This window comes from Bradyrhizobium algeriense, from assembly GCF_036924595.1.
Lineage (GTDB): Bacteria > Pseudomonadota > Alphaproteobacteria > Rhizobiales > Xanthobacteraceae > Bradyrhizobium > Bradyrhizobium algeriense.
Window position 1 is genome coordinate 6,050,472 of sequence record NZ_JAZHRV010000001.1, and the last position, 22,786, is coordinate 6,073,257.

Annotated in this window: 22 protein-coding genes; 13 read left to right on the forward strand and 9 right to left on the reverse strand. The window is 63.7% G+C overall.

Features of this window, described 5'->3' with window-relative positions; translation table 11 throughout:
* Nucleotides 1-81: 81 nt before the first annotated feature.
* Nucleotides 82-1,785: an outer membrane beta-barrel protein gene (locus V1286_RS29230; RefSeq protein WP_334485503.1), complete on the reverse strand. Its 1,704-nt coding sequence runs from the start codon at nt 1,783-1,785 to the stop codon at nt 82-84.
* A gap of 192 nt (nt 1,786-1,977) precedes the next feature.
* Here V1286_RS29230 and V1286_RS29235 point away from each other — a divergent pair, with 192 nt between their 5' ends.
* Entirely contained in the window at nt 1,978-2,997 is a 1,020-nt protein-coding gene (locus V1286_RS29235) for a KpsF/GutQ family sugar-phosphate isomerase (protein WP_334485505.1), read from the forward strand.
* Nucleotides 2,998-3,117: 120 nt separating this feature from the next.
* Here the strand turns inward: V1286_RS29235 and V1286_RS29240 are convergent, their stop codons facing one another.
* The gene (locus V1286_RS29240) at nt 3,118-3,672 is read right to left on the reverse strand and encodes a carboxymuconolactone decarboxylase family protein (protein ID WP_334485507.1); all 555 of its coding nucleotides are present in this window, start codon (nt 3,670-3,672) and stop codon (nt 3,118-3,120) included.
* Between the two features lie 72 nt (nt 3,673-3,744).
* Here V1286_RS29240 and V1286_RS29245 point away from each other — a divergent pair, with 72 nt between their 5' ends.
* Entirely contained in the window at nt 3,745-4,083 is a 339-nt protein-coding gene (locus V1286_RS29245; RefSeq protein ID WP_334485509.1) for a winged helix-turn-helix transcriptional regulator, read from the forward strand.
* A 63-nt stretch (nt 4,084-4,146) separates the two neighbouring features.
* Here the strand turns inward: V1286_RS29245 and V1286_RS29250 are convergent, their stop codons facing one another.
* The 3 genes from V1286_RS29250 to hemH all read right to left on the reverse strand — a co-directional run bounded on the left by V1286_RS29250 (nt 4,147) and on the right by hemH (nt 6,855).
* A complete protein-coding gene (locus V1286_RS29250; RefSeq protein ID WP_334485511.1) occupies nt 4,147-4,593 on the reverse strand; it encodes an NfeD family protein in 447 nt (148 codons plus the stop codon).
* 44 nt (nt 4,594-4,637) lie between these two features.
* Nucleotides 4,638-5,639: an SPFH domain-containing protein gene (locus V1286_RS29255; RefSeq protein WP_334485512.1), complete on the reverse strand. Its 1,002-nt coding sequence runs from the start codon at nt 5,637-5,639 to the stop codon at nt 4,638-4,640.
* Nucleotides 5,640-5,817: 178 nt separating this feature from the next.
* On the reverse strand, nt 5,818-6,855 hold the full coding sequence (gene hemH, locus V1286_RS29260) for a ferrochelatase (protein ID WP_334485513.1): 1,038 nt from the start codon (nt 6,853-6,855) through the stop codon (nt 5,818-5,820).
* A 90-nt stretch (nt 6,856-6,945) separates the two neighbouring features.
* On the opposite strand from hemH, the gene V1286_RS29265 reads away from it, so the two are divergent.
* From V1286_RS29265 to V1286_RS29285, 5 genes are all read left to right on the forward strand, one after another.
* Complete coding sequence (locus V1286_RS29265) at nt 6,946-7,344, forward strand: MAPEG family protein (RefSeq protein ID WP_334485514.1); 399 nt, start codon at nt 6,946-6,948, stop codon at nt 7,342-7,344.
* A gap of 99 nt (nt 7,345-7,443) precedes the next feature.
* Nucleotides 7,444-7,860 (forward strand): hypothetical protein, encoded by a 417-nt coding sequence (locus V1286_RS29270; RefSeq protein WP_334485515.1) that lies wholly within the window; start codon nt 7,444-7,446, stop codon nt 7,858-7,860.
* An 80-nt stretch (nt 7,861-7,940) separates the two neighbouring features.
* Entirely contained in the window at nt 7,941-9,602 is a 1,662-nt protein-coding gene (locus tag V1286_RS29275) for an efflux RND transporter periplasmic adaptor subunit (RefSeq protein ID WP_334485517.1), read from the forward strand.
* Nucleotides 9,603-9,614: 12 nt separating this feature from the next.
* A complete protein-coding gene (locus V1286_RS29280) occupies nt 9,615-12,743 on the forward strand; it encodes an efflux RND transporter permease subunit (RefSeq protein WP_334485519.1) in 3,129 nt (1,042 codons plus the stop codon).
* A gap of 30 nt (nt 12,744-12,773) precedes the next feature.
* Nucleotides 12,774-13,139, forward strand: coding sequence for a hypothetical protein (locus V1286_RS29285; protein WP_334485520.1), 366 nt, complete (start codon nt 12,774-12,776; stop codon nt 13,137-13,139).
* A 25-nt stretch (nt 13,140-13,164) separates the two neighbouring features.
* On the opposite strand, the gene V1286_RS29290 is transcribed toward V1286_RS29285, so the two are convergent.
* The 4 genes from V1286_RS29290 to V1286_RS29305 all read right to left on the reverse strand — a co-directional run bounded on the left by V1286_RS29290 (nt 13,165) and on the right by V1286_RS29305 (nt 17,602).
* Nucleotides 13,165-13,602: an acyl-CoA thioesterase gene (locus V1286_RS29290; protein WP_334485521.1), complete on the reverse strand. Its 438-nt coding sequence runs from the start codon at nt 13,600-13,602 to the stop codon at nt 13,165-13,167.
* A gap of 169 nt (nt 13,603-13,771) precedes the next feature.
* Nucleotides 13,772-14,800: a nickel/cobalt transporter gene (locus V1286_RS29295; RefSeq protein WP_417021288.1), complete on the reverse strand. Its 1,029-nt coding sequence runs from the start codon at nt 14,798-14,800 to the stop codon at nt 13,772-13,774.
* Between the two features lie 62 nt (nt 14,801-14,862).
* A complete protein-coding gene (locus V1286_RS29300) occupies nt 14,863-15,498 on the reverse strand; it encodes a DUF1007 family protein (protein ID WP_334485524.1) in 636 nt (211 codons plus the stop codon).
* Between the two features lie 13 nt (nt 15,499-15,511).
* Nucleotides 15,512-17,602, reverse strand: a complete 2,091-nt coding sequence (locus V1286_RS29305; RefSeq protein WP_334485526.1) for a M3 family metallopeptidase — start codon at nt 17,600-17,602, stop codon at nt 15,512-15,514.
* 230 nt (nt 17,603-17,832) lie between these two features.
* On the opposite strand from V1286_RS29305, the gene V1286_RS29310 reads away from it, so the two are divergent.
* The 6 genes from V1286_RS29310 to V1286_RS29335 all read left to right on the forward strand — a co-directional run bounded on the left by V1286_RS29310 (nt 17,833) and on the right by V1286_RS29335 (nt 22,744).
* On the forward strand, nt 17,833-18,093 hold the full coding sequence (locus V1286_RS29310; RefSeq protein WP_108521008.1) for a hypothetical protein: 261 nt from the start codon (nt 17,833-17,835) through the stop codon (nt 18,091-18,093).
* Nucleotides 18,094-18,745: 652 nt separating this feature from the next.
* Nucleotides 18,746-19,888 (forward strand): type III PLP-dependent enzyme, encoded by a 1,143-nt coding sequence (locus tag V1286_RS29315; protein WP_334485528.1) that lies wholly within the window; start codon nt 18,746-18,748, stop codon nt 19,886-19,888.
* Nucleotides 19,889-20,009: 121 nt separating this feature from the next.
* Nucleotides 20,010-20,609 carry a GNAT family N-acetyltransferase gene (locus V1286_RS29320; RefSeq protein WP_334485530.1) on the forward strand — a complete coding sequence of 200 codons (600 nt, stop codon included), beginning with the start codon at nt 20,010-20,012 and terminating at the stop codon, nt 20,607-20,609.
* A gap of 4 nt (nt 20,610-20,613) precedes the next feature.
* Nucleotides 20,614-20,787 (forward strand): hypothetical protein, encoded by a 174-nt coding sequence (locus V1286_RS29325; RefSeq protein ID WP_334485532.1) that lies wholly within the window; start codon nt 20,614-20,616, stop codon nt 20,785-20,787.
* 94 nt (nt 20,788-20,881) lie between these two features.
* Complete coding sequence (locus V1286_RS29330; RefSeq protein ID WP_057855534.1) at nt 20,882-21,271, forward strand: RidA family protein; 390 nt, start codon at nt 20,882-20,884, stop codon at nt 21,269-21,271.
* A 42-nt stretch (nt 21,272-21,313) separates the two neighbouring features.
* A complete protein-coding gene (locus tag V1286_RS29335; protein WP_334485534.1) occupies nt 21,314-22,744 on the forward strand; it encodes a homospermidine synthase in 1,431 nt (476 codons plus the stop codon).
* Nucleotides 22,745-22,786 lie beyond the last annotated feature (42 nt).

Below are 22,786 nucleotides of genomic sequence, written 5' to 3' on the forward strand. Positions count from 1 at the left end.
GGCCGAAGTGCCGGGGTTTTTGTTTGGGGGCGCCGTGGGCCAAGAGTCGCCTTTCCCGCAATCGGAAAAGATCATCCGCCTTTAATGCTGCAACCTCACCCCCAGCATCATCACCGTCGACACCGTGCTGTTGCCCGGCAAATTCGAATCCAGCCAGTCGCGGCGCAGCGTGCCCCTGAGCCAGACGTTGCGGTTCATCTTGTAGATCGCTTCGCCCGACACCGCATAGATCTTGTCGCGCCTGGGATTGCCCTGATAGTCGAGATCCCCCCAGGTGAACTTGCCGATCGCGGTCAGCCAGCGGCGGAAATCGTGGTCGACTTCGACGGTGTAGATGTGCGTCAGCACGCCCGACGTGCCGGGCAGCGTGGTTTCCGTGATCGTGGTATCCGAATAGAACTTTGCCGTCGTGAGCGGCGTCGCGGTCCAGACCAGCGAGGACGAGACGAGCAGGCCTTCCAGGCGGTCCAGCCTCGGATCGACATAATCGCGCGCGGCGTAGCCGACGCCGATCTCACCGGTCAACAGCCGCGAGAATTCGAAGCTGGTGCCGCCCTTGACGTAGCCGCCCGCGGAATCGCGCGCAAAGCCGGCGCGGTCGAGCCTGACGTCATGCACGCGGCTGTCGCCCTGCACTTCCACGAACGGCTTCAGGCCAGGCCTCAAATCATAGCTGACGCGGCCGACGCCACCGTATTGGCTGAAGTTGCGGTCGTCGTTGGTGGTCGACGTGCCGTCGGTGAGTTTTGAGTTGGTGTAGTCGGTGCGGTCGACGGTGGCGCCGGCGGAAACCTGCAGCCGGTTGAAGCTCTGGTCGACGCCGACGGTGCCGCCGACCGTGGTGTAGATCGGATATCTGGCGAGGCCCGCCTGAACGTTCGGGCTGCCGGGATTGTCGGTCGAGACAAACAACCGACCTTGCGCCAACAGCCTGGTGTCGCGGCTGACATCGAGCCGGCCGTCCACATGGCCGATGAAGCTGGGCCGATCGATATCGAGCGGCGCCGACAGCGGCGTACCGTCGGCGTTCGGCGTGAGGTTGCTGGTATAGCCGGTGAAGGAGCCGCGCAGATCGGCCACCAGCGCGTGACGCTCCCAGTCGGAGAACGCAACGAATTCCGGCGCGATCACATAGAACGGCTTGCCTTGCGCCGGGACGAGCCGGCCGGGATTGGTATCGTAGCCGCCGGAGAATTCGACCGCGGATTTGATCAGGAAACTGCCGGCGTAATCGCCGACCGCGCCGAACGGATCGTCGTCGATCCGCAGGCGCTTGCGTGGCGGCTGTCCCACCACCGTGCCCGCCATTGCGGGCGGGATCGGCGTTTTGTGCGCCGATTCCGACGGGGGAATCGAAAGCCGCAACCGCGTGTTCGACGCAATAGGCGGCGGCGGGCTGCCGGGACCGACCGGCGGCTTCGGCTTCGCCTGCCCGGGATAGTATTTCGGTTTCTTGCGCTTGCGATTGAGCGAGTCGTATCCGGAATCGGCGGCGCCGCTGGCGGCCGGCAGGCCGTATTTCGGGATCTGTCCGATCCGCGACGGCGCGGGCTTGTCACGTTCCTGCAGCTTCGGATTATTGAGCGGATCGTTCGCCTCCGCCGCGGTCCGGCGCAGCGGCGAATCCGGCGACGTCGCCTGGCTGGTGCGCTTTGAGCTGAACAGGTCCGGCGTGACGACCTGCGCTTGCGCCGCGGTTCCCGCGAGAGCGATCAGCGCAAGGCACGGCAAGGCCGCGCGAAAGACGCGCGCGCGGCTGTTCCGGCCGGCTGCTGGCCCCGCCATCACGATAAAAAATACCCCAACAAAAACAAATACTTCATGGACGCGCGCCGAGCCCTCGCGGAACACGTCGTTAAGGAGTTAAAACAATTATGGTTAATGAGCCGTTGAGAGCGCCCCATGCGCGTCGCATCGCGGGACGGGTCATGCTAAGGAAAGGCCCGGGGGCAACGCCCCTCTTCCCTGGAAACAGATATGGCCAATCCGAACCCGCTGATGGCAAAATCATCCGGCACCGATCCCGCTGATGCTGCCGTCCAATCGGCCCTGCGCACGCTCGACGCCGAGGCCGGCGGGATCGCCGCGCTATCGGCGGCACTGCAGTCCGATCTCCGCGCCCCCTTCACTGCCGCCACCGACCTGATCCGGAACGCCAAGGGACGGCTGATCGTCACTGGCTTGGGCAAGTCCGGCCATATCGGCCGCAAGATCGCCGCGACCTTTGCCTCCACCGGCACGCCGGCGTTCTTCGTTCATGCCGCCGAAGCCAGCCATGGCGACCTCGGCATGATCACGGCCGAGGACGTCATCCTGGCGCTGTCCTGGTCCGGCGAGCAGCCGGAGATGAAAAACCTGATCAGCTACGCCGCGCGGTTCCGGATTTCCGTGATCGCGATGACGGCGGAGCGGGAATCCTCGCTCAGCAAGGCTGCCGACGTCGCGCTGACGCTGCCGAAGGCGCGCGAGGCCTGCCCGCACAATCTCGCGCCGACCACCTCCTCGCTGATGATGCTGGCGCTCGGCGATACGCTGGCGATCGCGCTGCTGGAAGGCCGCGGCTTTACGTCGGTCGATTTCAGCGTGCTGCATCCGGGCGGCAAGCTGGGTGCAATGCTGAAATATACCCGCGATCTCATGCACGCGGGCGACGCCGTGCCGCTGAAGCCGCTGGGCACCAAAATGTCCGACGCGCTGGTCGAGATGACCTCAAAGGGCTTTGGCTGCGTCGGCATCGTCGACGCACGCGGGCATATCGTCGGCATCGTCACCGACGGCGATTTGCGCCGCCACATGGACATGGGGCCCGATCTGATGGCGGCCACCGTCGACGAGGTGATGACGAAAAATCCGAAGACGATCGACCGCGACGTGCTGGCCGGCGAGGCGCTGGAGATCCTCAACTCCTCGAAGATCACGACGCTGATCGTCACCGACGCCGGCAAGCCGGTCGGCATCGTGCATCTGCACGATTTTTTGCGCGCAGGCGTGGCGTAGACTGGACGGTCCCGTAGGGTGGGCAAAGGCGCACTTGCGCCGTGCCCACCATCACCCACTCCGCCAGGAATGGTGGGCACGCTTCGCTTTGCCCACCCTACAAATCCTCGCAATGACGGTTCAGGCCTTCGGAAACCTTGCCGCCTTCGCCTCCAGCGGCAGCGCCAGTCCGTTCGCGAGATACGATACGGTGTGATAGAATCCGCAGAGCAGGATGATCTCGAATATCTGCGCCTCGTCGTAATGCGCCGACAGCGCCGCGAATTCGGCATCGCTCAGCGTTGCGCGGTCGTGCAGCGCATCGACGACGGCGATCAGCGCCTGCTCGGCCTCCGACCAGCAGGCCTCGGTGACCGCGCCGCGCACGGTGGCGCGGACCTGTTCATCGGTCAGTTTTGCAGCAGCCGCAAACGCCGCGATGTGCACGCCCCATTCGTACTCGCATCCGGTTCGCGCGCAGGTGCGATCGATGACGATCTCGCGCTCCCTCAACGACAGCGGCCCGCGATCCAGCAGACTGCCGGCGCGGAATTTCTCCCAGGCCCGGGCGTTGCCGGCCATGACGCGAAACAGCACCAGCGGCGGCGCGCCGCGCATGATGCGGTCGAACTGCTCGGCAATGTCAGGTGCATAAGGCGGCTCAAGCGGCGCGATGCGCGGCGCGGTCTGGGACATGGCCAACTCCTGTGCTACAAATAACGTAGCGAAATGCTACATTATCTGTAGCGCCATGCAAGAGGGCTTTCGATGCCGAAACCGGCCGCCGTCCCGGGGAAAACTGCCGTTCGCGGCTCTAGAACCGGCCGGCCGGTCATGGCGCTGCTCGATCTGCTCGGCCGCCGCTGGACCTTGCGGATCATCTGGGAGCTGCGCGACGGCCCGCTGACCTCGCGCGCGCTGCGCACCGCCTGCGACGACGCCTCGCCGACCGTGATGCAGGCCCGGCTGTCGGAGCTGCGCGAGGCCGGTCTCGTCGAACTCCTGGCCGGCGACGGCTATCGCCTTACACCGCTGGGCAGGGAGCTGATGGAAAGCTTCCTGCCCCTGCATCACTTTGCCGAGCGATGGAGCAAGCGCGGGGCATAGCGTTTTCGAGCGAAGTGGATACCGGTTCGCGTGAAGAAAACGCGTCAAAAGAGAAGCCTTGAGCTAAGCCGCCGCCACCGTCAGGCTCGCGCCATCGGCCTGCACCACCTTGACGCGGCTACCGGCCGGCGCGTCGGGGCCGGCGACACGCCAGATCGTGTCGTCGATCCGCACTGTGCCCGTGCCGTCGACGATCGGCTTTTCCAGGGTGAATTCCCGGCCGATCAGCGCCTCGGTCCGCTTGTTGAGAAATGGGTTGCTCTGGCTGCGGCTTCCTGCGCTGCGCGCGAAGTGTCGCCACGCCGGCACGGCGGCGACTGTGAAGATGGCGAACAACAGGAGTTGCGTCTGCCAGGACGGGTTGATCACAAACGAGAGCAATCCGACCAACAGCGCCGCAAGCCCGAGCCAGAACAGAAAAATGCCCGGCGCGAGCAGCTCCAGCGCCATCAGGATGAAGCCGAAGATCAGCCAGTTCCAGGTGCCTAACGTAGAGAAAATTTCGGCCATGACACGAACCTCTAATCAAACAGAATGACCTTCCGGACCCGCCCCTACCGCTGCGGCGCGACCGGCGGCGGCGTCGGACCGGTGTTCGGCACCGAGGACGTCCGCCGTGCGGCGGCTGCCGCGGAGGCCGCACTTTCGCCAAAGGTGGCCTTGGCGATCTCGCCGATGCCGGCAAGCGACCCCAAAATGCTCATCGCTTCAATCGGCAGCATGATGATCTTCTGGTTCGGCGAATCCGCAAGCTGCCCGAACGCCTTGATGTATTTGTCGGCGATAAAATAGTTCAGCGCGGCGACGTCGCCCTTGGCGATGGCCTCGGAGACCATCTGCGTCGCCTTGGCCTCGGCTTCGGCCGAGCGTTCGCGCGCTTCAGCGTCACGGAACGCGGCTTCCTTGCGGCCTTCGGCCTGCAAAATCTGGCCCTGCTTGGCGCCTTCCGCACGAAGAATCTCGGACTGGCGCTGGCCCTCGGCCTGCAGGATGTCGGCACGCTTGACGCGCTCGGCTTTCATCTGCCGTCCCATTGCCTCGACCAGATCGGCCGGCGGCACGATATCCTTGATCTCGATGCGGTTGACCTTCAGCCCCCACGGCGACACCGCGGCATCGACCACGCGCAACAGGCGCTCGTTGATCTCGTCGCGATGCGACAGCACCTGGTCGAGGTCCATCGATCCCATCACCGAGCGGATGTTGGTCATGGTCAAGACGATGATCGCCTGCTCGAGATTGGCAACCTCGTAACTTGCTTTCGCCGCGTCGAACACCTGGAAGAACGCGACGCCGTCCACGGTCACGGTGGCGTTGTCCTTGGTGATCACCTCCTGCTCGGGAATGTTGATCACCTGCTCCATCATGTTCATCTTGCGGCCGACGCGGTCGAAATAGGGAATGATGAGGTTGAGCCCCGGCGCCAACGTGCGGGTGTATTTGCCGAACCGCTCGATGGTCCAGTCATAGCCCTGCGGCACCGTCTTGACGCCCGCAAACAGCGTGACAATGACGAGCAGAACAAATGCGATCGCGAAAATGTCGAAACCCGTCATGAAGTCCTCCAAAGCCGGCAAGGGCGTTACCGGACGCGATATATCTTTCTGTCAGCAAGGCCGCGGCGCCGGTTCAGCCGGCTGTTCTCAAGTTATGGTTATATAGCCAGGCAACGGTTTGGCGGCCAGATGTTCGCATGTCCGAACGGCGGCAAGCTATCGGCAAATTTTCGAAGGGCTATATCCAGCCTTGAAGCTCGCGCAAAACGAGCTGGCGGATGACGTCCATGCCGGGATCGCTGTCGTTGAGGCAGGGAATGGCGGAAAATTGCTCACCGCCATTGTGCTTGAAGATCTCGGCGTTTTCCTGCGCGATCTCCTCCAGCGTCTCCAGGCAATCGGCGGAGAAGCCGGGGGTCACGACGGCAATGCGCTTGACCCCATCTTTCGCAAGCTTTTCGATGGTCTTGTCCGTATAGGGCTGCAGCCACGCGCCGAAGCCGAAGCGCGACTGAAACGTAAGGATCAGCTTTGCGGCATCAAGCCCCAGGCGCTTGCGCAAGCTTTCCGTTGTTGCAACGCACTGGGCGTAATAGGGATCGCCCTCGTCGACATATTTCTGCGGCATGCCGTGAAACGACGCCACGATCAGTTCGGGCTGAAACGGCAAGGTCGCCAGATGCGCCGACATGGAAACGGCGAGCGCGTCGATGTAATCGGGATCGTCGTAATAAGGCGGGCTCACCCGCAGCGTCGGCTGCGCGCGCATGTCAGCTAACGCGCGAAACACCTCGTCGCATACGGTTGCCGAGGTAGCGGCGGAATATTGGGGATAGAGCGGCACGACCAGCAACCGGTCGCAGCCCTGCGCGGTCAGCGTATCGATGCGCGAGCGGATCGACGGGTTGCCGTAGCGCATCGCCCAATCGACCACGACGTGGTCGTGATCGGCGATGGCGTCTGCAAGCTTTTCGGCCTGGGCGCGCGTAATCGTCTTGAGCGGGGATTCGTCTCTCTCGGTATTCCAGATCTTCCGGTAGTCGCGCGCCTTGCGACCGGGACGCACGCGCAGGATGATGCCGTTGAGGATCAGCTGCCAGCGCAGGCCCTGATCCTCGATCACGCGCGGATCGGACAGAAACTCCTTGAGATAAACCCGCACACCCCGGGCGTCGGCGGTGTCAGGCGTGCCGAGATTGACCAGCAGCACGCCGACGCGTTGCGGCTGGGCTGCCGATGCCGGCCTGGGATGTCCGATGGGGGCGACCGCGGTCATGATTTCGATGGCTTCGCGCGTTGCACTATCCTTGTCAAGATAATGGCCGGTTCGATACGCTTTGCCCATATCCTGCGGGCGGGAGGAACCATGACGGTCGCCGAATGGTGCGTTTTCGGAACGCTGATGCTCTATTTGCTGACGATCGCCTCGGTCAAATGGGCCGGGTATCGCCATTTCGACAATGCCAGACCGCGCGATCCCGCCTTCTACGAGGACGCGATCCGCGCCCGCGCGCTCGGCGCCCATCAGAACGGCATCGAGGCGTTTCCGTTCTTTGCGGTCGCCGTCCTGCTGGCGGAATTCCGTCTCGGGCCGCAGCACCTGATCGACGAGCTCGCGGTGCTCTTCCTGATCGTGCGGATCGCCTATGTCTTCACCTATCTCGGCAATCGCCCGACGCTGCGCTCGATTCTCTGGAGCATCGGGTTCGCGATCAACATCGCGATTTTCTTTCTGCCGGCGATCAGAGCTTATCTGCCGGCGTAAGGTCGTCATATGATGGCCTGGGCCGGGCTCTCTCGGGGACCTTGAATTCCTGGTTCCCCGGCGGTATCTAGGGAATACCTGTGCTACAATAGAGCCATCATGCCAAAGCAACTGATCATGCGAATTCTGGGAGCGGCGATCGTCCTGATCGCGCTTTCATTCGCACCGTCCGTTGCCCAGGCCCATATCGGCCATCAGCACCAGGCATCCGTTCATGGCGGCCAGAGCCAGGTCGCATCTCAAGCCGTTCTTCATGAATACGGACGGTCGGCCAGGTCTGCATCGTTGCAGCAGGCTCAATGGAAGCAGGACAAGATGCCGCCGGCTTCGGACCGGAATTGTACCGGCGACTGCTGCTTGTCCGCATGTGCCGCCTGCTGTGCGGCCGGGTTGCCGAGCGCCGTGGGGTTCGTCCCGTTTCCCCGGTCGATAACGCGTGTTGCGTTTGTGCCGTCACAGGTATGGCCGGACCGCGAGCCTGAGTCGCTCAGGCGGCCTCCCAAACACTTCGTCTGAATCCAACCGAACAGTGTGTTTGCGAGGCATGCCGCGGGCTGCCCGCGAGCGACGGCAATTCAGATTGAAGGACGACCAGTATGCTTTCCCATTTCGGGCGTGCCCTGCGTGCTCTCGCGGTGACCGCAGTTCTATGCGCTGCGATTGCCCCCGCTTCCGCCCACGAGGGCCATGACCATGGGGAACAGCCGCCCGTCTCGGCAGGCGCGCTGCCACGCGGCGAGGCCGATTCCGACGCGTTCGAGATCGTTGCGATTGCCCGCGGCGAAAATCTCGAGATCTATCTCGACCGGTTCGCCACGAATGAGCCGGTAACCGGCGCAACGATTGAAGTCGAATCCCCTGGTGGTCCCGTAAAAGCCGCGGCGGGTGCCGACGGCACATACCGGGTGGCAGCGCCGTGGCTCGCAAAGAGCGGACGCACGGACCTGATTTTCACGGTTACGGCGGGAGACACCACCGACATTCTGCCGCTGACGATTCAGACGGCGCCAGACGCCGCGCAAAGCGTAGCACAACAGGAAGCGGCTGCCGGCGGGCATATCAGCAAGGTTTCGGTTCTTCTCGTCCTGGGCGGCGCTCTCATCGGGGCGCTGCTTGCTGCCATTGCCCTGCGCGGTGGGCGCAAGGCGGCAGCTCTTGTTGCGATCTTTTCCATGTTCTTGGGTGCGCGCGAACCGGAAGCGCATGAAGGCCATGGCCATGAGGAAGAAAAGGCGCAAGTCGCGATCAACACCGTCTCGGGCGAGCGCGCCCAGCGCCTTCCGGATGGCGCGGTTTTTGTGCCTAAGACGGTGCAACGGATATTTGCGGTGCGGACGCTGGTCGCCGAAAACGCGGAGCACAAGAAAATCACTGAACTGCCGGGGAGGATCATCCCCGATCCCAACGCCAGCGGGTATGTGCAATCCGCAGTCGGCGGCCGTCTTTCCGCGCCGTCGGGCGGCTTTCCCCGATTGGGCACGCGGGTGAAGCAAGGCGACATCTTGGGCTATGTCACGCCACCTATTGCGGCGATCGATGTTTCCGACATGCGGCAGCGCCAGGGCGAACTGGATCAGCAGATCTCGATCGTCGAACGCAGATTCGCCCGCTATGAACAACTCGCGCCGTCGGGCGCCATATCGCGGACCCAACTCGAGGACACGCGGCTCGAGCTTGAAGGGCTGCGCGAACGGCGCGCATCGATCGAAAAATCGCGCCGCGATCCCGAAGCGCTGATCGCGCCGGTTGCAGGCGTGATCGCCGAAGGCAGCGCCGTGGCTGGCCAGATCGTTCAGCCGAGCTCCATCGTCTTCAACATCATCGATCCCTCGCGGCTGTGGGTCGAGGCGCTGAGTTTCGAGAGCCTCGAACCGTCACGCGGCGCGCGAGCGTCGACATATACGGGCAGGAATTACGACCTTGTTTATCAGGGCACCGGCTTCGCCGATCGCAGCCAATCGGTGCCGGTGCATTTTGCCGTGACGGGCGACACGGCAGGGCTTAGGGCCGGCCAGTTCCTGACCGTGCTGGTCACGACCGACGATACCAAGGACGGCCTTGCGGTGCCGCGCAGCAGCGTCGTTCGTGGCTCAAACGGCCAGGATTTTGTGTACGAGCACACAGCCCCCGAGCGGTTCATGGCAAGGAGCGTGCGCACGGAGCCGCTCGACGGCGATCGTGTGCTGATCGTGTCCGGCTTCACGCCCGGCAAGCGGATCGTGTCGCAAGGCGCAGACCTTCTCGATCACGTCCGCTGAGGAGGCACGCTCATGTTCACATTCCTGGTCAGCGCCTCGCTCCGCAATCGCCTCCTTGTTCTTGCGATGGCGAGTATCCTCGTTCTTCTGGGCGCCTATACCGCGCGCCAGTTGCCCGTCGATGTGTTCCCGGACCTCAACCGTCCGACCGTTACCATCATGACGGAATCCGAAGGTTACGCCCCGCCGGAAGTCGAGCAGCTCGTCAGCTTCCCGATCGAAACCCAGATGAACGGCGTGCCGGGCGTCAGCCGGGTTCGATCGGTCTCGGGCATCGGACTTTCGATCGTCTACGTCGAGTTCGATTGGGGAACCGATATCTTCCGCAACCGCCAGCTGGTCGCGGAACGTCTCGCGCAAGTGCAGAGCCAACTCCCATTGAACGTCACTCCGCAGATCGGCCCGATCAGTTCGATCATGGGCCAGATTCTCCTGATCGCGGTGACGTCAAAGACCGCATCGCCGATGGAGGTGCGCGAGATCGCCGACTTCACGATCAGGCCCCGGCTGCTCGCGATACCGGGTGTCGCGCAAGTGATCCCGATTGGCGGCGAGGTTCGTCAGTACCGGATCGCGCCGCTGCCTTCGGCGCTACGCGCGCTCGGCGTGGGCTATGAGCAAATAGAGCTGGCGCTAAGGCAGTTCGGCACCAACACCGGCGGCGGTTTCACTGATCAGAATGCCCGCGAGTTTCTCATCCGCAATATCGGACGCACGACGAGCCTGGAAGACCTGCGCAACATCGTCGTTACCACCATCGAAGGACGCCCCATCCTGCTGCGCCAGCTGGCGAACATCGACTTCGCGCCCAAGGTCAAGCGCGGCGACGCCGGCTATATGAGTAGGCCCGCCGTGGTCGTCTCGGTCGAGAAGCAGCCCAATGTCGACACGGTGCAACTGACGCAGCAGATCACGCAGGTGCTTGCGGAGCTGGAGCCCAGCCTGCCGTCCGGCGTCAAGGCCAACGAGATCATATTCAGGCAGGCGAGTTTCATCGAAAACTCGATTCAGAACGTGGAGCGGGTGTTGCTCGAAGCAGCCCTCGTCGTGGCCGTCATCCTGTTCGCGTTTCTCCTCAACTGGCGCACGACGGCCATTTCGCTGACGGCGATCCCGGTCTCGATCCTGACCACGGCGATCATCTTCAAGCTGCTTGGCCTGTCGATCAATACGATGACGCTCGGCGGCCTCGCGATCGCCATCGGCGAGCTGGTCGATGACGCGGTGGTCGATGTCGAGAACATCTTCCGCCGGCTGCGCGAAAACAGGGAGCAAGGCAGCCCCCGATCCGTGTTCGACGTAGTGGTTTCGGCATCCAACGAAGTGCGGTCGGGCATCGTCTACGCCACGATGATCATCGTTCTCGTGTTCGTGCCGCTGTTTGCGCTTTCGGGCATCGAGGGACGGCTGTTCGCACCGCTCGGTCACGCCTACATCATCTCGATCCTCGCCAGCCTGCTCGTTTCGATCACCCTCACGCCCGTGATGGCCTATTACTTGCTGCCGGGGATGAAACGCCTCGCGCAGCGAGAGAGTTGGCTGGTCCGCAAGCTCAAGTCCGCGAACCATGCGGCGCTCGGGTTTGCCTTCGCTCACAAGGGATTGCTGCTCGGCGTCACGGCGCTGGCGGTGCTGGGCGCCGGTGCGGGCGCGTTCGGCCTGAACCGCGCGTTCCTTCCGGCCTTCAACGAAGGTACATTCACCATCAATCTTGCGTTCAATCCCGGCGTTTCGCTTTCCGAATCGACCCGGGTCGGGTCGATCGCCGAACGCCTTCTGCTCGATGTGCCGGAAGTGATCAGCGTCGGGCGGCGCACGGGGCGCGCGGAGCTGGACGAGCATGCGGAAGGCGTCCATTCGTCCGACCTCGAAGTCGATCTCAAGCCCTCGCCGCGGCCCAAGCCCGAGATCATCGCGGATATACGCTCCCGGCTTGCGGTACTGCCGCTCTCGGTCAATGTCGGGCAGCCGATATCGCACAGGCTCGATCATCTGCTCTCGGGCGTCCGTGCCGAGCTCGCCCTGAAACTGTTCGGCGACGACCTCGATACGCTGCGAAACAGCGCGGAAGAACTCCGTCTGCGACTCTCGAAAATCGAAGGCATCCAGGACCTGCAGGTCGAAAAGCAGGTTCGGATTCCGCAACTCGAGATCCGCGTCGATTATACGCGGGCCGCTTTGTACGGCGTGCAGCCGGGCGCCGTGACCGATCAGTTGTCGCGCCTGTCGAGCGGGCGCGTCATCTCGCGCGTGGTCGACGGCTACAAGCGCTACGACGTCGTCATGAGGCTACCCGACCGGCTTCGCACCACCGAGAAGCTCGGCGACCTCTTGATCAAGACCCCATCGGGGTGGATACCGGCGCGTCAGATCGCGGATGTGAAGGAGACCGATGGGCCAAATCAGATCCTCAGAGAGAACGGCCGCAGGCGCATCGTCGTACTCGCGAATTCGGATGGCAAGACCGACATGGCCGAGATCGTGCGGCGCATTCGCGCGGAACTGAATGCAGCGAGCCTGCCGCAGGGCGTCACTGCGAGCCTTGAAGGCACATTCCAGGCGCAGGAGGAAGCCAGCCTCAGGATCGGTATCCTTTCGGTTATTTCTCTCGCGCTGATCTTCGCAATTCTCTACAGCCGCTACCGCTCTGCCGTGCTCGCCTTGATCATCATGGGCGGGGTGCCGCTGGCGCTGATCGGCTCGGTCGCGGCACTGGCGCTCGCCGACCAGCCGCTGTCTGTCGCCAGCATGGTTGGCTTCATCACGCTGGCGGGAATCGCGACACGCAACGGCATTCTCAAGATAAGCCACTACATCAATCTCGCCTTGCAGGAGCAAATGGAATTCGGGCCGGCGCTTGTCATCCGCGGAAGCCTCGAGCGCATGACCCCCGTCCTGATGACCGCGCTGTCCGCGGGGCTGGCGCTGCTGCCGCTGCTGATCGCGGCTGACGATCCGGGCAAGGAGATATTGCACCCGGTCGCCGTGACGATCTTCGGCGGACTTGTCAGCGCGACATTGCTCGATGCCCTGATCACGCCCGTGCTGTTCCTCACGTTCGGCAGGAAGCCGCTCATGCGACTGATGCAACGCCAATCCGAGGAGCAACTCGCAGATCATGCTGCTTCGCATTCTTATTGATCGTTCCTATCTTCCCAAAGGAGACTACGCATGAAGTTCAGATATCTCACTCTCGGCGTTGCCTTGCTGGCCGGTCTGCCCGCCTCCGCACACGAGCCGAAAGCTGCCCATGGCGGACGTCTCGCCGAAGCCGGTCCATACCATGTGGAACTGGTCGCGAAGGGCACGGCGATTGAAATCTTCCTCCTCGGCGAAAACGACAAGCCAGTTGATCCGAAAGGCTTCAAGGCAGTCGCTATTTTCAGTCTGGGAGGAAAGGCCGAACGCATCCCGCTCGTGCCTTCGGAGAAGAGTAGCCTGAGCGGAACAGCGGCCACGGCCCTGCCGGCCAATCCCAAAGGTGCGGTTCAGCTCACAGCGCCGGACGGCAAGACTGCAACGGCGAGATTCGAATGACGCTGCCGGCAAATCAACCGCAGCATCATGCTCCAAGATGATGTTCGCGCGTCGCGATCAGGTCCCGGATCGCCTTCGATATCGGGACCGGGCGATGGGTTTCTTGGCTGGTATTGACCCAGACGATCTCAGCGGTCACGAGCGCTTCCATGCCGCCCTTCAGGAAGATGGCGAGTTCGAAGGTGAGGCTTGAATTGCCGATCCGTGCCACGCGCGCGCCGACGTCCAATTCCCAGTCGAACCGGACCGGCGCCTTGTATTCAATGACCGATTTGACGACGTGGAAATCCTCGCCGGTCTGCTTGGCGTCGGCATATTGATCGTAGCCGAGCGCCCGAAAATACTCGGTAATGGTGGTGTCGAAATAGGTCAGGTAGTGCGCGTTGAAGACGACGCCCTGACCGTCGATCTCGGAATAGCGCACCCGGAACGGGTGAAAGAACCAGAATTGTTCGCGTGACATGGGATTCCCGGCTATGCATGTTCGGCTGCATGCATAGCTTACCGAACCTGTATGATAAAGCTGGCCGCTTGTAGCCCGGATGGAGCGCAGCGCAATCCGGGACTGGTGCGCCCGCGGGCTCTACGGCCCCCGGATTACGCTTCGCTCCATCCGGGCTACGACCACACAGTCACAAACACGTCGCACGTTCGGCGGCGAGATAGCCGAACAACAGGCCGAGGCCGAACAGCAGCACGAGGCCAGCCGCGCCGAACTCGATGCCGCGCATGATGAGCGCACCGCCGCCTTCGCGTCCGGCGCTGAGCCGCCGCGCGAGGCCCTTTGCGGATACGGCGATCACGGCGATGGTTGCGACCGTGATGGCGGTGCCGAGCCCCATCACGAACGTCGCGGCGATGCCGGCCAGGAACAGGCCCTGCGCCAGCGAAAACACCAGCACCAGGATCGCGCCCGAGCAGGGCCGCATGCCGACGGCGAAGATCGCGCCCAGGCCGCGCCGCCAGCCGCCGGGGCCGGCGAGTTGATCCGGCGTCGGCCCGTGCGAATGGCCGCAATGCTCGTCGTGAACGTGACCATGACCGTGAGAGTGGTCGTGGCTGTGAGCGTGGTCAGGGCCGTGGTAGTGATCATGGTGATGATGGCCATGATCGTGGCTGTGATCATGATGATGCGCAGCCGCCATCGCAGGCTGTGGCTTTGCCTGCAACGCCCGCATAAAACCGCCGCCCTTGGTCCAGACCAGCCGGACGCCGAACGCCGCGATCAAGGCGTAGCTTGCGATCTCGATCGCCTTCTCCGCGGAGCACATCGTCTTGGCGGTAGAACTAAGCAGCCAGGCGAGAACCGCAACCAGCGCCACCGCCACCAGCGCCTGCAGCAGCGCCGAGGCGAACGACAGCACGATGCCGCGCCGCGCGGTTTCCTCGTTGGCGACGAGATAGGACGAAATCACCGCCTTGCCGTGGCCGGGGCCGGCGGCGTGAAAGATGCCGTAGGCAAAGGAAATCCCAAGCAGCGTCCAGACCGCGCTGCCGTCCGACTTCGCGGCGCGTATCGTCGCCGACATCTCGCGATAGAATTCGGCTTGCTTGGCGAGGATCCATCCGATGATGCCGCCGACCTGCGGCTCGGCAGGAGGCCGCGGGCCGCCGAACGGATTTTGCGCCATCAAGGCGTGCACGGCGGCGTCGAACACCATGACGGCCGCAAGCGCGGCAAGTGTGATCGCTATGCCTTGCGCAAGGCGTGCCGGCGCCCGCCTCACGGGCAATCAACCATGATCTTGTTGGCGAACATCGCGCCATAGTTGGAATTGTCGCCGTTCATGAAATTGTTTTCGTTGAGGCGCTGGGCATTGGCGGTGCCGTCATTCGGCCGCTGGAATTGCATCTTGCAGGCGGCGGGCGCACCGTTGAGCTTGATCGGGTCCTTGTCGTCGAACTTGAAGTCGATGAAGTAGGACGGATCGAAGACTTCAAGCGCCGTCTGCTTCGCCTTGAACGGCGTCTTGACCGGCAGCATGAAATGCAGCGTCAATTCGCTGTCCTTGTATTCGAGGAAATAGTCCACCGGCTCGACAAACTTCTCCTTCTTGCCGTCGCCCTTGGCGAAGGTGAAGAAGTTGAACTCCTTCAGCGATTCGACATTGGTCTGCGCCAGCGGCGCCAGTTCTTCGCGGGTGTAGACGCCCTTGGTCTTGGTCGCGAGCCCCTGCAGCGCGTAGGTCGTGAACATTTCGTCAAAGGTCCAGGCGTGGCGGACGCCCGTGATCGAGCCATCGGGCGCATAGACCACTTCGCTCTTCGCAGTAATCCAGACGTGCGGATGCGCCTCGGCGGTGGCCGTGCCAAGCGCGATGCCAGCAGCGAGGAGGAGCAAACCGAATAACCTGTGCATCGTTGATGTCACCTCAGGCCGCCGGTGTCGCTTCGAGCAGTCCCCGCCGCCGCAACAGCGCGTCCGCCTCCGGCTCGCGACCGCGGAACGCGACATAGGCATCCTCCGGGTCGCGCGAACCGCCCGACGAATAGATGTCGTCATGCAGGCGTTTGGCGGTGGCGGGATCGAAGATGTCGCCAGCCTCCTCAAAGGCGCCGAAGGCGTCGGCGTCCATCACTTCCGACCACATATAGCTGTAATAGCCGGACGCATAGTGATCGCCGGAGAAGATATGGCCGAATTGCGTGGGCCGGTGCCGCAGCGCGATTTCCGCGGGCATGCCGATCTTCTCCAGTTCGGCCTTCTCGAACGCGCCGACGTCGCGGCTGGCCTCGGCCGGCTGGGTGTGGAATTCGAGGTCGATCAGCGCCGAGGAGACGAACTCCACGGTGGCGAAGCCCTGATTGAACTTGCGGGCGGCGAGGAAGCGCTGCAGCAGGTCGTCCGGCAGCGGCTCGCCGGTCTGGTAGTGCTTTGCGAACTGCCGCAACACCTGCGGCTGCTCCTGCCAGTGCTCGTAGAGCTGCGAGGGCAGTTCGACGAAATCGGTGAACACGGAGGTCCCCGACAGCGAGGGATAGGTCACGTTGGACAGCATGCCGTGCAGGCCATGGCCGAATTCGTGGAATAGCGTCCGCGCATCGTCCGGCGACAGCAGCGACGGCTCGCCATTGGCGCCCCGGGCGAAGTTGCAGACATTGATGATCAGCGGGGCGATCTCGCCGTCGAGCTTCTGCTGGTCGCGCAGCGAGGTCATCCAGGCGCCGGAGCGTTTTGAGGACCTCGCAAAGTAATCGCCGTAGAACAGCGCCTTGTGCTGGCCGGCGGCGTCCTTGACCTCCCAGACCCGGACGTCCGGATGCCAGACCGGGACGTCCTTGCGCTCGGCGAAGGTGATCCCGAACAGGCGGGTGGCGCAGTCGAAGGCGGCCTCGATCATGTGGTCGAGGACCAGATAGGGTTTTATAGCCGCATCGTCGAAATCGGCGCGGCGCTGGCGAAGCTTCTCGGCGTAGTAGCGCCAGTCCCAGGGAGCGAGACTGAAATTGCCGCCCTCCTCTGTGATCAGTTCCTGCAGGGCGTCGCGGTCGGCAAGCGCCCGCGCCCGGGCCGGCTTCCAGACCCGCTCCAGCAGGCCGCGCACCGCTTCCGGCGTCTTGGCCATGGAATCCTCCAGCCGGTAGGCGGCGTAGGTCGCAAAGCCCATGATCTTGGCGGCCTCCTCGCGGAGCGCGAGGATCTCCACGATGGTGGCGTTGTTGTCGTTGGCGTTGCCATTGTCGCCCCGCGCGGTGAAGGCCTTGAAGACCTTCTCGCGCAGGTCGCGGCGCGACGAGCTCTTCAAGAACGGCTCCACCGAGGAGCGCGACAGCGTCACGATCGCCTTGCCTGCCATGCCCCGCTCTTCGGCGGTCGCCTTGGCCGCGGCGACGAAGGCTTCGGGGAGACCGGCGCGGTCGTCCTCGCCGAGCTCCATGAACCAGTCCTGCTCGTCGCCGAGCAGATGGTGGCTGAACGAGGTGCCGAGCTGGGCCAGCCGCTCGTTGATCTCGGCCCGCCGCTTCTTGGCGGCCTCGTCGAGGCCGGCGCCGGCGCGGTAGAAATTGGTGTAGGTGCGCTCCAGCAGCCGCATCTGTTCAGCCGTCAGGCCGAGCTGGGCGCGCTTCTCGTGCAGCATCGCGATGCGGCCGAACAGCACCGCGTTCATCATGATCGGGTTCCAGTGCCGCGCCATCCGCAAGGAGACTTCCTTGTCGATCTCCAGGATCGCCGGATTGGAGTGCGCCGAGACCAGGTCGTAGAACACGGCCGCGACCTTGGAGAGCAGCTTGCCGGAGCGCTCCAGCGCCGTGATGGTGTTGGCGAAGTCCGGCAGGGTGGGATCATGGGTGATCGCCGCGATCTCGGCGGCATGGTCGGCAAAGGCCCGCTCGAAGGCGGGCAGGAAGTGCTCCGGCTCGATCTCAGCGAAAGGCGGCGTCTCGAACGGCGTCTGCCACGGCTGGAGCAGCGGATTTGCTCCGGCTTCCGGAGCGGCTGCCGTCTGCAGGGTTTCTGACATCACAAATCCCGTCTTTTCCTCTGGAGCCCTCTCGGCCCTGATTGATCAGGGCCGGGCTCCAACTTTGGTTTGACGCGTTTTCTTTAGCGCGAACCGGTCACCACTTCGCCCGAAAAACGCTCTGGAACATGCGGCAATCTATATCACGCGATGCGGCATTTTTGGGCCTTTTGCGCTTGATAGATCGGCCCTTTTCGGAGAGATTGCGCCCCTTGAACAGGACCTTTTCCATGAGCCCACAGCCCGCTTCCACTTCCTCCCGCGCGATCGTCTGGCCGAGCGTCATCACCGTCATCTCGGCGGCGATCCTGATCGGTGCCGAAGTGTTCGGCGCGGCGTTTGCCGGCGGCTGGGCGCTCGCGATCCTGTTCGGCCTCGACGACACCGCCGCACATATCCTCCAGGCGGTGCTGTTCGGGATCGGCGTGCTGATCATGGTGGCGTTCATCCGCGCCGCGCAACGCATCGAGCCGTTCTTCAAGCGCGCCTGACGCGCGTTCAAGAAAGCGCTGCGGCACAGGCGCTGAAGCGCTCGCGCATCTTTCCAGAAATCTTAACGTACGTTCATGTTTGTTGATCGGCCGCGCGCGCCGAGAACCAATTTGTAAGCACACGTCGGGGAAATTTGTCCCCAGCCTAAAAAAATTGTTGCGAAGCAGAATCAAAAGTCTTATTTCCAGCCTTGCCCAATTTCGCACGTGCCTGTGGTCGTGTGTCAGTCGGTAGGTATCCGGACAAGAGGCCGGACAGCCGCCAAGGGATGGAAGAACCGAGGGTCGCTCCATAAGCGGCCAGCATCTCTCTCAAGAGATGCCGTCGAAGGTCTCGCCATCCTTTGCAACCGTGACTGGCAGCCGGAGGCGAACCGGCGCACCCCGCTCTCAACGGGGGACGCGACTTAAAGCAACGACGGATCGGGCTTTTTTGGTCTCTACCGGCATTCCAACGCCGGCGCGGGCTACTGAAAAGGCTTGTCCTTCATTGCCAGGTGTGCGGGCGGGAGAATTCCCGACCAATCCACGGCAGCACAATTCGGTCTGAGTTCAAGGCCTTGTCGCGTCTCCATCGTGCGGCAACGCCAGCAAACTCATGTCCGAGATCACATTTGAACGGGTCCCGTCGCTGGGCCGTTTGGAGGGTGCTATGACCGAACGTATTCAGGAATTCCTGCGCAACCGCCGCAGCGAGGGCCAGGACACCGAGCCGTGCCTCGTGGTCGACCTCGAAGTCGTGCGCGACAATTACCAGACCTTCGCGAAGGCCTTGCCGGACAGCCGCGTGTTCTACGCGGTGAAGGCAAACCCGGCGCCGGAAGTGCTGTCGCTTTTGGCCTCGATGGGCTCGTGCTTCGACACGGCTACCGTCGCCGAGATCGAAATGGCGCTGGCTGCCGGTGCGACGGCTGACCGCATCTCCTATGGCAATACGATCAAGAAGGAGCGCGACATCGCGCGCGCCTTCGCGCTCGGCATTCGCCTGTTCGCGGTCGACTGCGCTGCAGAGGTCGAAAAGGTCGCTCGTGCCGCCCCCGGCGCCAAGGTGTTCTGCCGCATTCTCTATGACTGCGCAGGCGCCGAGTGGCCGCTGTCGCGCAAGTTCGGCTGCGATCCGGAGATGGCGGTCGAGGTGCTCGACCTCGCCAAGCGCCTGGGCCTGGAGCCGTGCGGCATCTCGTTCCATGTCGGCTCGCAGCAGCGCAAGGTGAAGGCGTGGGACCGCGCGCTGGCGATGGCCTCGACGGTGTTCCGGGACTGCGCCGAGCGCGGGATCAACCTGTCCATGGTCAACATGGGCGGCGGCTTCCCGACCAAATACCTCAAGGACGTTCCTCCGGTCCTGCAATATGGCCGGTCGATCTTCCGTGCGCTGCGCAAGCATTTCGGCAACCAGATCCCGGAGACCATCATCGAGCCGGGCCGCGGCATGGTCGGAAATGCGGGCGTCATCGAGACCGAAGTCGTCCTGATCTCCAGGAAGAGCGACGAGGACGAGGTGCGCTGGGTGTATCTCGACATCGGCAAGTTCGGCGGTCTCGCCGAGACGATGGACGAGTCGATCCGCTACGCCATCCGCACGCCGCATGACGGCGCGGACATGACGCCGTGCGTGCTCGCGGGTCCCACCTGCGATAGCGCCGACGTGCTGTACGAGAAGCTGCCGTATCCGCTCCCGGTGACGCTCGAGATCGGCGACAAGCTGCTGATCGAAGGCACCGGGGCGTACACGTCGACCTACTCGTCGGTGGCGTTTAACGGCATCCCGCCGCTGCGGACCTACCACATCTAAACAGCCTCGTTTGAGGCTCGAATAACGGGAGCCGGTGCGCCGGCTCCCTCCCCGTCATTTGCCGATTTTCTGACAACGCTTGGCGCGGCATACAGCCGTTGCGAGCGGGGACTGACGTGTCATGACTGCTTTGCGGAAGACCACTGCTGCCCTCATCTCCGATGCCGCTCCATTCGCGATCCGTGCGGAGCGGGCCTCGGACGTCGCCGCGCGTGAAGCGCTGCTGGATGCCTGCTTTGGCGACAACCGCCATACGCGCACCTGCCAGCGCCTGCGCGACGGACGCGCGCCCGCCGAAGGCCTTGCCTTGTCGGCCGTGCGCCAGGGCCGGGTGATCGGGTCTGTGCGGTTGTGGCACGTCAGCGCCGGGGGCATCCCGGCGCTCATGCTCGGCCCGCTGGCGGTGGAGGCATCCTCCCGTCAGCTCGGCGTCGGGGCTGCGCTGATGGACCACGCGCTCGCGGCGGCGAAGGCGCGTGGCCATCGCGCGGTAATTTTGCTGGGCGATGAGCCCTATTACGCCCGCTTCGGCTTCTCGGCCGCCAAGACCGGCGAGCTGCGGCTGCCGGGCGCATTCGAGCGCGACCGGCTGCTCGGCCTGGAGCTGTGTGAGGGCGCGCTCGATAGCGCCTGGGGCATGATCGCCGCGACTGGCGCGCCGCTGCCTAAACCCAAGGCAGGCCGCGCCAGGAAGTCGCTGCTCGTGCCGCGCGTGGCTTGATGCCATGCCGGAGAACCCTCTTCCCAAGCCGAGCGCCGGCGCCCGCCCACGCTTCCGCAGCGTCATCACCACGGTGCTCCTGATCGTGATCTCGGTCCTGATCGTGCGGGACTTCCTGGTGCGCCGTTGGGGCGGCTCCGCGCCCCCGGCCTCCGACGTTGTCAGGCCATCCCGCTAGGCCCGCGAGGGGTTGCGCGCACGGGCGAAAAGCCCTTAAACCGCGCCAACCCCCGCCCGGATCATCCCCAGTCCTTCCCATGATCGAGGTTCCGATGCCCCGTCGCCTGATCTCCACCGGCTCGCCCCTTGAGAAGACCGTCGGCTACAGCCGCGCCGTCATCGACGGCGACTTCGCCTTCGTCGCCGGCACCACCGGCTACGATTACGCCACCATGACGATGCCGGCGGATGTCACGAGCCAGTCACGGAACTGCTTCAGGACCATCGAGGCCGCCCTGAAAGAGGGCGGCTTCGCGATGGCCGATATCGTCCGCGCGACCTACTACGTCACTGACGCCAAGGACGTGGATGCCCACTTCGCCGTCTGTGGTGAAGTTCTTGGCGACATTCGCCCCGCGGCGACGTTGCTGATCGTCGTTGGCCTCGCAAGACCCGAGATGAAGGTCGAGATTGAAGTCACCGCGAAGCGCCGCACCGCCTGATCCCACCTTCACGACAGATCGTATTTTTCCGGAGACCCACTTATGAGCCCGTCCGCGCAAATCCATGCGAAAATTTCCGGCCCCATTGTCATGATCGGCTTCGGCTCGATCGGCAAAGGCACGCTGCCCCTGATCGAACGCCACTTCGATTATGACAAGTCGCGCTTTGTGATCATCGACCCGCATGAGGATGGCGAGCTCGCCAGGCAGCACGGCGTGCGCTTCATCAAGGAGGGCATCACCCGCGAGAACTACCGCGAGGTGCTGGTGCCGCTGCTCACCGCAGGCGGCGGCCAGGGCTTTTGCGTCAACCTTTCGGTCGATACTTCGTCGGTCGACATCATGACGCTGTGCCGCGAGATCGGCGCGCTCTACATCGACACCGTCGTGGAGCCGTGGCTCGGCTTCTATTTCGACAAGAACATCGGCCCCGAGAAGCGCTCCAACTACGCGCTGCGCGAGACGCTCTTGGCGGCCAAGCACAAGAGCCCTGGCGGAACCACGGCGGTTTCCACCTGCGGCGCCAATCCCGGCATGGTGTCGTGGTTCGTCAAGCAGGCGCTGCTCGACATCGCCCGCGACACGGGCGTTGAGGTCAACGAGCCGAAGAGCCGCGAAGGCTGGGGCCAGCTCGCGCACAAGCTCGGCGTCAAGGGCATTCATATCGCCGAGCGCGACACCCAGCGCTCGAAGAAGCCGAAGCCGATGAACGTGTTCGTCAACACCTGGTCGGTTGAAGGCTTTGTTTCCGAGGGCATGCAGCCGGCCGAACTCGGCTGGGGCACGCACGAGACGTGGATGCCGGAGAACGGCCGGGCGCACACCGAGGGCTGTGGGGCAGCTATCTATCTGCTGCAGCCCGGCGCCAACACGCGCGTGCGGTCCTGGTGTCCGACGCCGGGCGCGCAATATGGCTTCCTCGTCACCCATAACGAGTCGATCTCGATCGCGGACTATTTCACCGTGCGCGACGGGTCGAAGGTGGTCTACCGCCCGACCTGCCACTACGCTTATCACCCGGCCAACGACGCCGTGCTGTCGCTGCACGAGATTTTCGGCGCGACCGGCAAGATGCAGCCCTCGTGGCACATCCTGGATGAGAACGAGATCGAGGACGGCATCGACGAGCTCGGCGTGCTGGTCTACGGCCACGGCAAGAACGCCTATTGGTACGGCTCGCAGCTCTCGATCGAGGAAACCCGGCGCATCTGCCCCTACCAGAACGCCACCGGCATGCAGGTGTCGTCAGCGGTGCTCGCCGGCATGGTGTGGGCGCTGGAGAATCCCGAAGCAGGAATCGTCGAGGCCGACGAGATGGATTTCCGCCGCTGCCTCGAAATCCAAATGCCGTATCTCGGCCCGGTGAAGGGTTTTTACACCGACTGGACGCCGCTGTCGGACCGGCCAGGACTATTCCCGGAAGACATCGACACGTCGGATCCCTGGCAATTCCGCAACGTGCTGGTGCGGTAACCGCGCCGACACGGCATAGCCAGAGAGGGCACGCGGTCCCGG

Bases quoted from the DNA above. Each gene is read 5' to 3' on its own strand.
- V1286_RS29230 (WP_334485503.1), bottom strand. From the start codon at position 1,785: ATGGCGGGGCCAGCAGCCGGCCGGAACAGCCGCGCGCGCGTCTTTCGC.
- V1286_RS29235 (WP_334485505.1), top strand. From the start codon at position 1,978: ATGGCCAATCCGAACCCGCTGATGGCAAAATCATCCGGCACCGATCCC.
- V1286_RS29240 (WP_334485507.1), bottom strand. From the start codon at position 3,672: ATGTCCCAGACCGCGCCGCGCATCGCGCCGCTTGAGCCGCCTTATGCA.
- V1286_RS29245 (WP_334485509.1), top strand. From the start codon at position 3,745: ATGCCGAAACCGGCCGCCGTCCCGGGGAAAACTGCCGTTCGCGGCTCT.
- V1286_RS29250 (WP_334485511.1), bottom strand. From the start codon at position 4,593: ATGGCCGAAATTTTCTCTACGTTAGGCACCTGGAACTGGCTGATCTTC.
- V1286_RS29255 (WP_334485512.1), bottom strand. From the start codon at position 5,639: ATGACGGGTTTCGACATTTTCGCGATCGCATTTGTTCTGCTCGTCATT.
- hemH (WP_334485513.1), bottom strand. From the start codon at position 6,855: ATGACCGCGGTCGCCCCCATCGGACATCCCAGGCCGGCATCGGCAGCC.
- V1286_RS29265 (WP_334485514.1), top strand. From the start codon at position 6,946: ATGACGGTCGCCGAATGGTGCGTTTTCGGAACGCTGATGCTCTATTTG.
- V1286_RS29270 (WP_334485515.1), top strand. From the start codon at position 7,444: ATGCCAAAGCAACTGATCATGCGAATTCTGGGAGCGGCGATCGTCCTG.
- V1286_RS29275 (WP_334485517.1), top strand. From the start codon at position 7,941: ATGCTTTCCCATTTCGGGCGTGCCCTGCGTGCTCTCGCGGTGACCGCA.
- V1286_RS29280 (WP_334485519.1), top strand. From the start codon at position 9,615: ATGTTCACATTCCTGGTCAGCGCCTCGCTCCGCAATCGCCTCCTTGTT.
- V1286_RS29285 (WP_334485520.1), top strand. From the start codon at position 12,774: ATGAAGTTCAGATATCTCACTCTCGGCGTTGCCTTGCTGGCCGGTCTG.
- V1286_RS29290 (WP_334485521.1), bottom strand. From the start codon at position 13,602: ATGTCACGCGAACAATTCTGGTTCTTTCACCCGTTCCGGGTGCGCTAT.
- V1286_RS29295 (WP_417021288.1), bottom strand. From the start codon at position 14,800: ATGGTGTTCGACGCCGCCGTGCACGCCTTGATGGCGCAAAATCCGTTC.
- V1286_RS29300 (WP_334485524.1), bottom strand. From the start codon at position 15,498: ATGCACAGGTTATTCGGTTTGCTCCTCCTCGCTGCTGGCATCGCGCTT.
- V1286_RS29305 (WP_334485526.1), bottom strand. From the start codon at position 17,602: ATGTCAGAAACCCTGCAGACGGCAGCCGCTCCGGAAGCCGGAGCAAAT.
- V1286_RS29310 (WP_108521008.1), top strand. From the start codon at position 17,833: ATGAGCCCACAGCCCGCTTCCACTTCCTCCCGCGCGATCGTCTGGCCG.
- V1286_RS29315 (WP_334485528.1), top strand. From the start codon at position 18,746: ATGACCGAACGTATTCAGGAATTCCTGCGCAACCGCCGCAGCGAGGGC.
- V1286_RS29320 (WP_334485530.1), top strand. From the start codon at position 20,010: ATGACTGCTTTGCGGAAGACCACTGCTGCCCTCATCTCCGATGCCGCT.
- V1286_RS29325 (WP_334485532.1), top strand. From the start codon at position 20,614: ATGCCGGAGAACCCTCTTCCCAAGCCGAGCGCCGGCGCCCGCCCACGC.
- V1286_RS29330 (WP_057855534.1), top strand. From the start codon at position 20,882: ATGCCCCGTCGCCTGATCTCCACCGGCTCGCCCCTTGAGAAGACCGTC.
- V1286_RS29335 (WP_334485534.1), top strand. From the start codon at position 21,314: ATGAGCCCGTCCGCGCAAATCCATGCGAAAATTTCCGGCCCCATTGTC.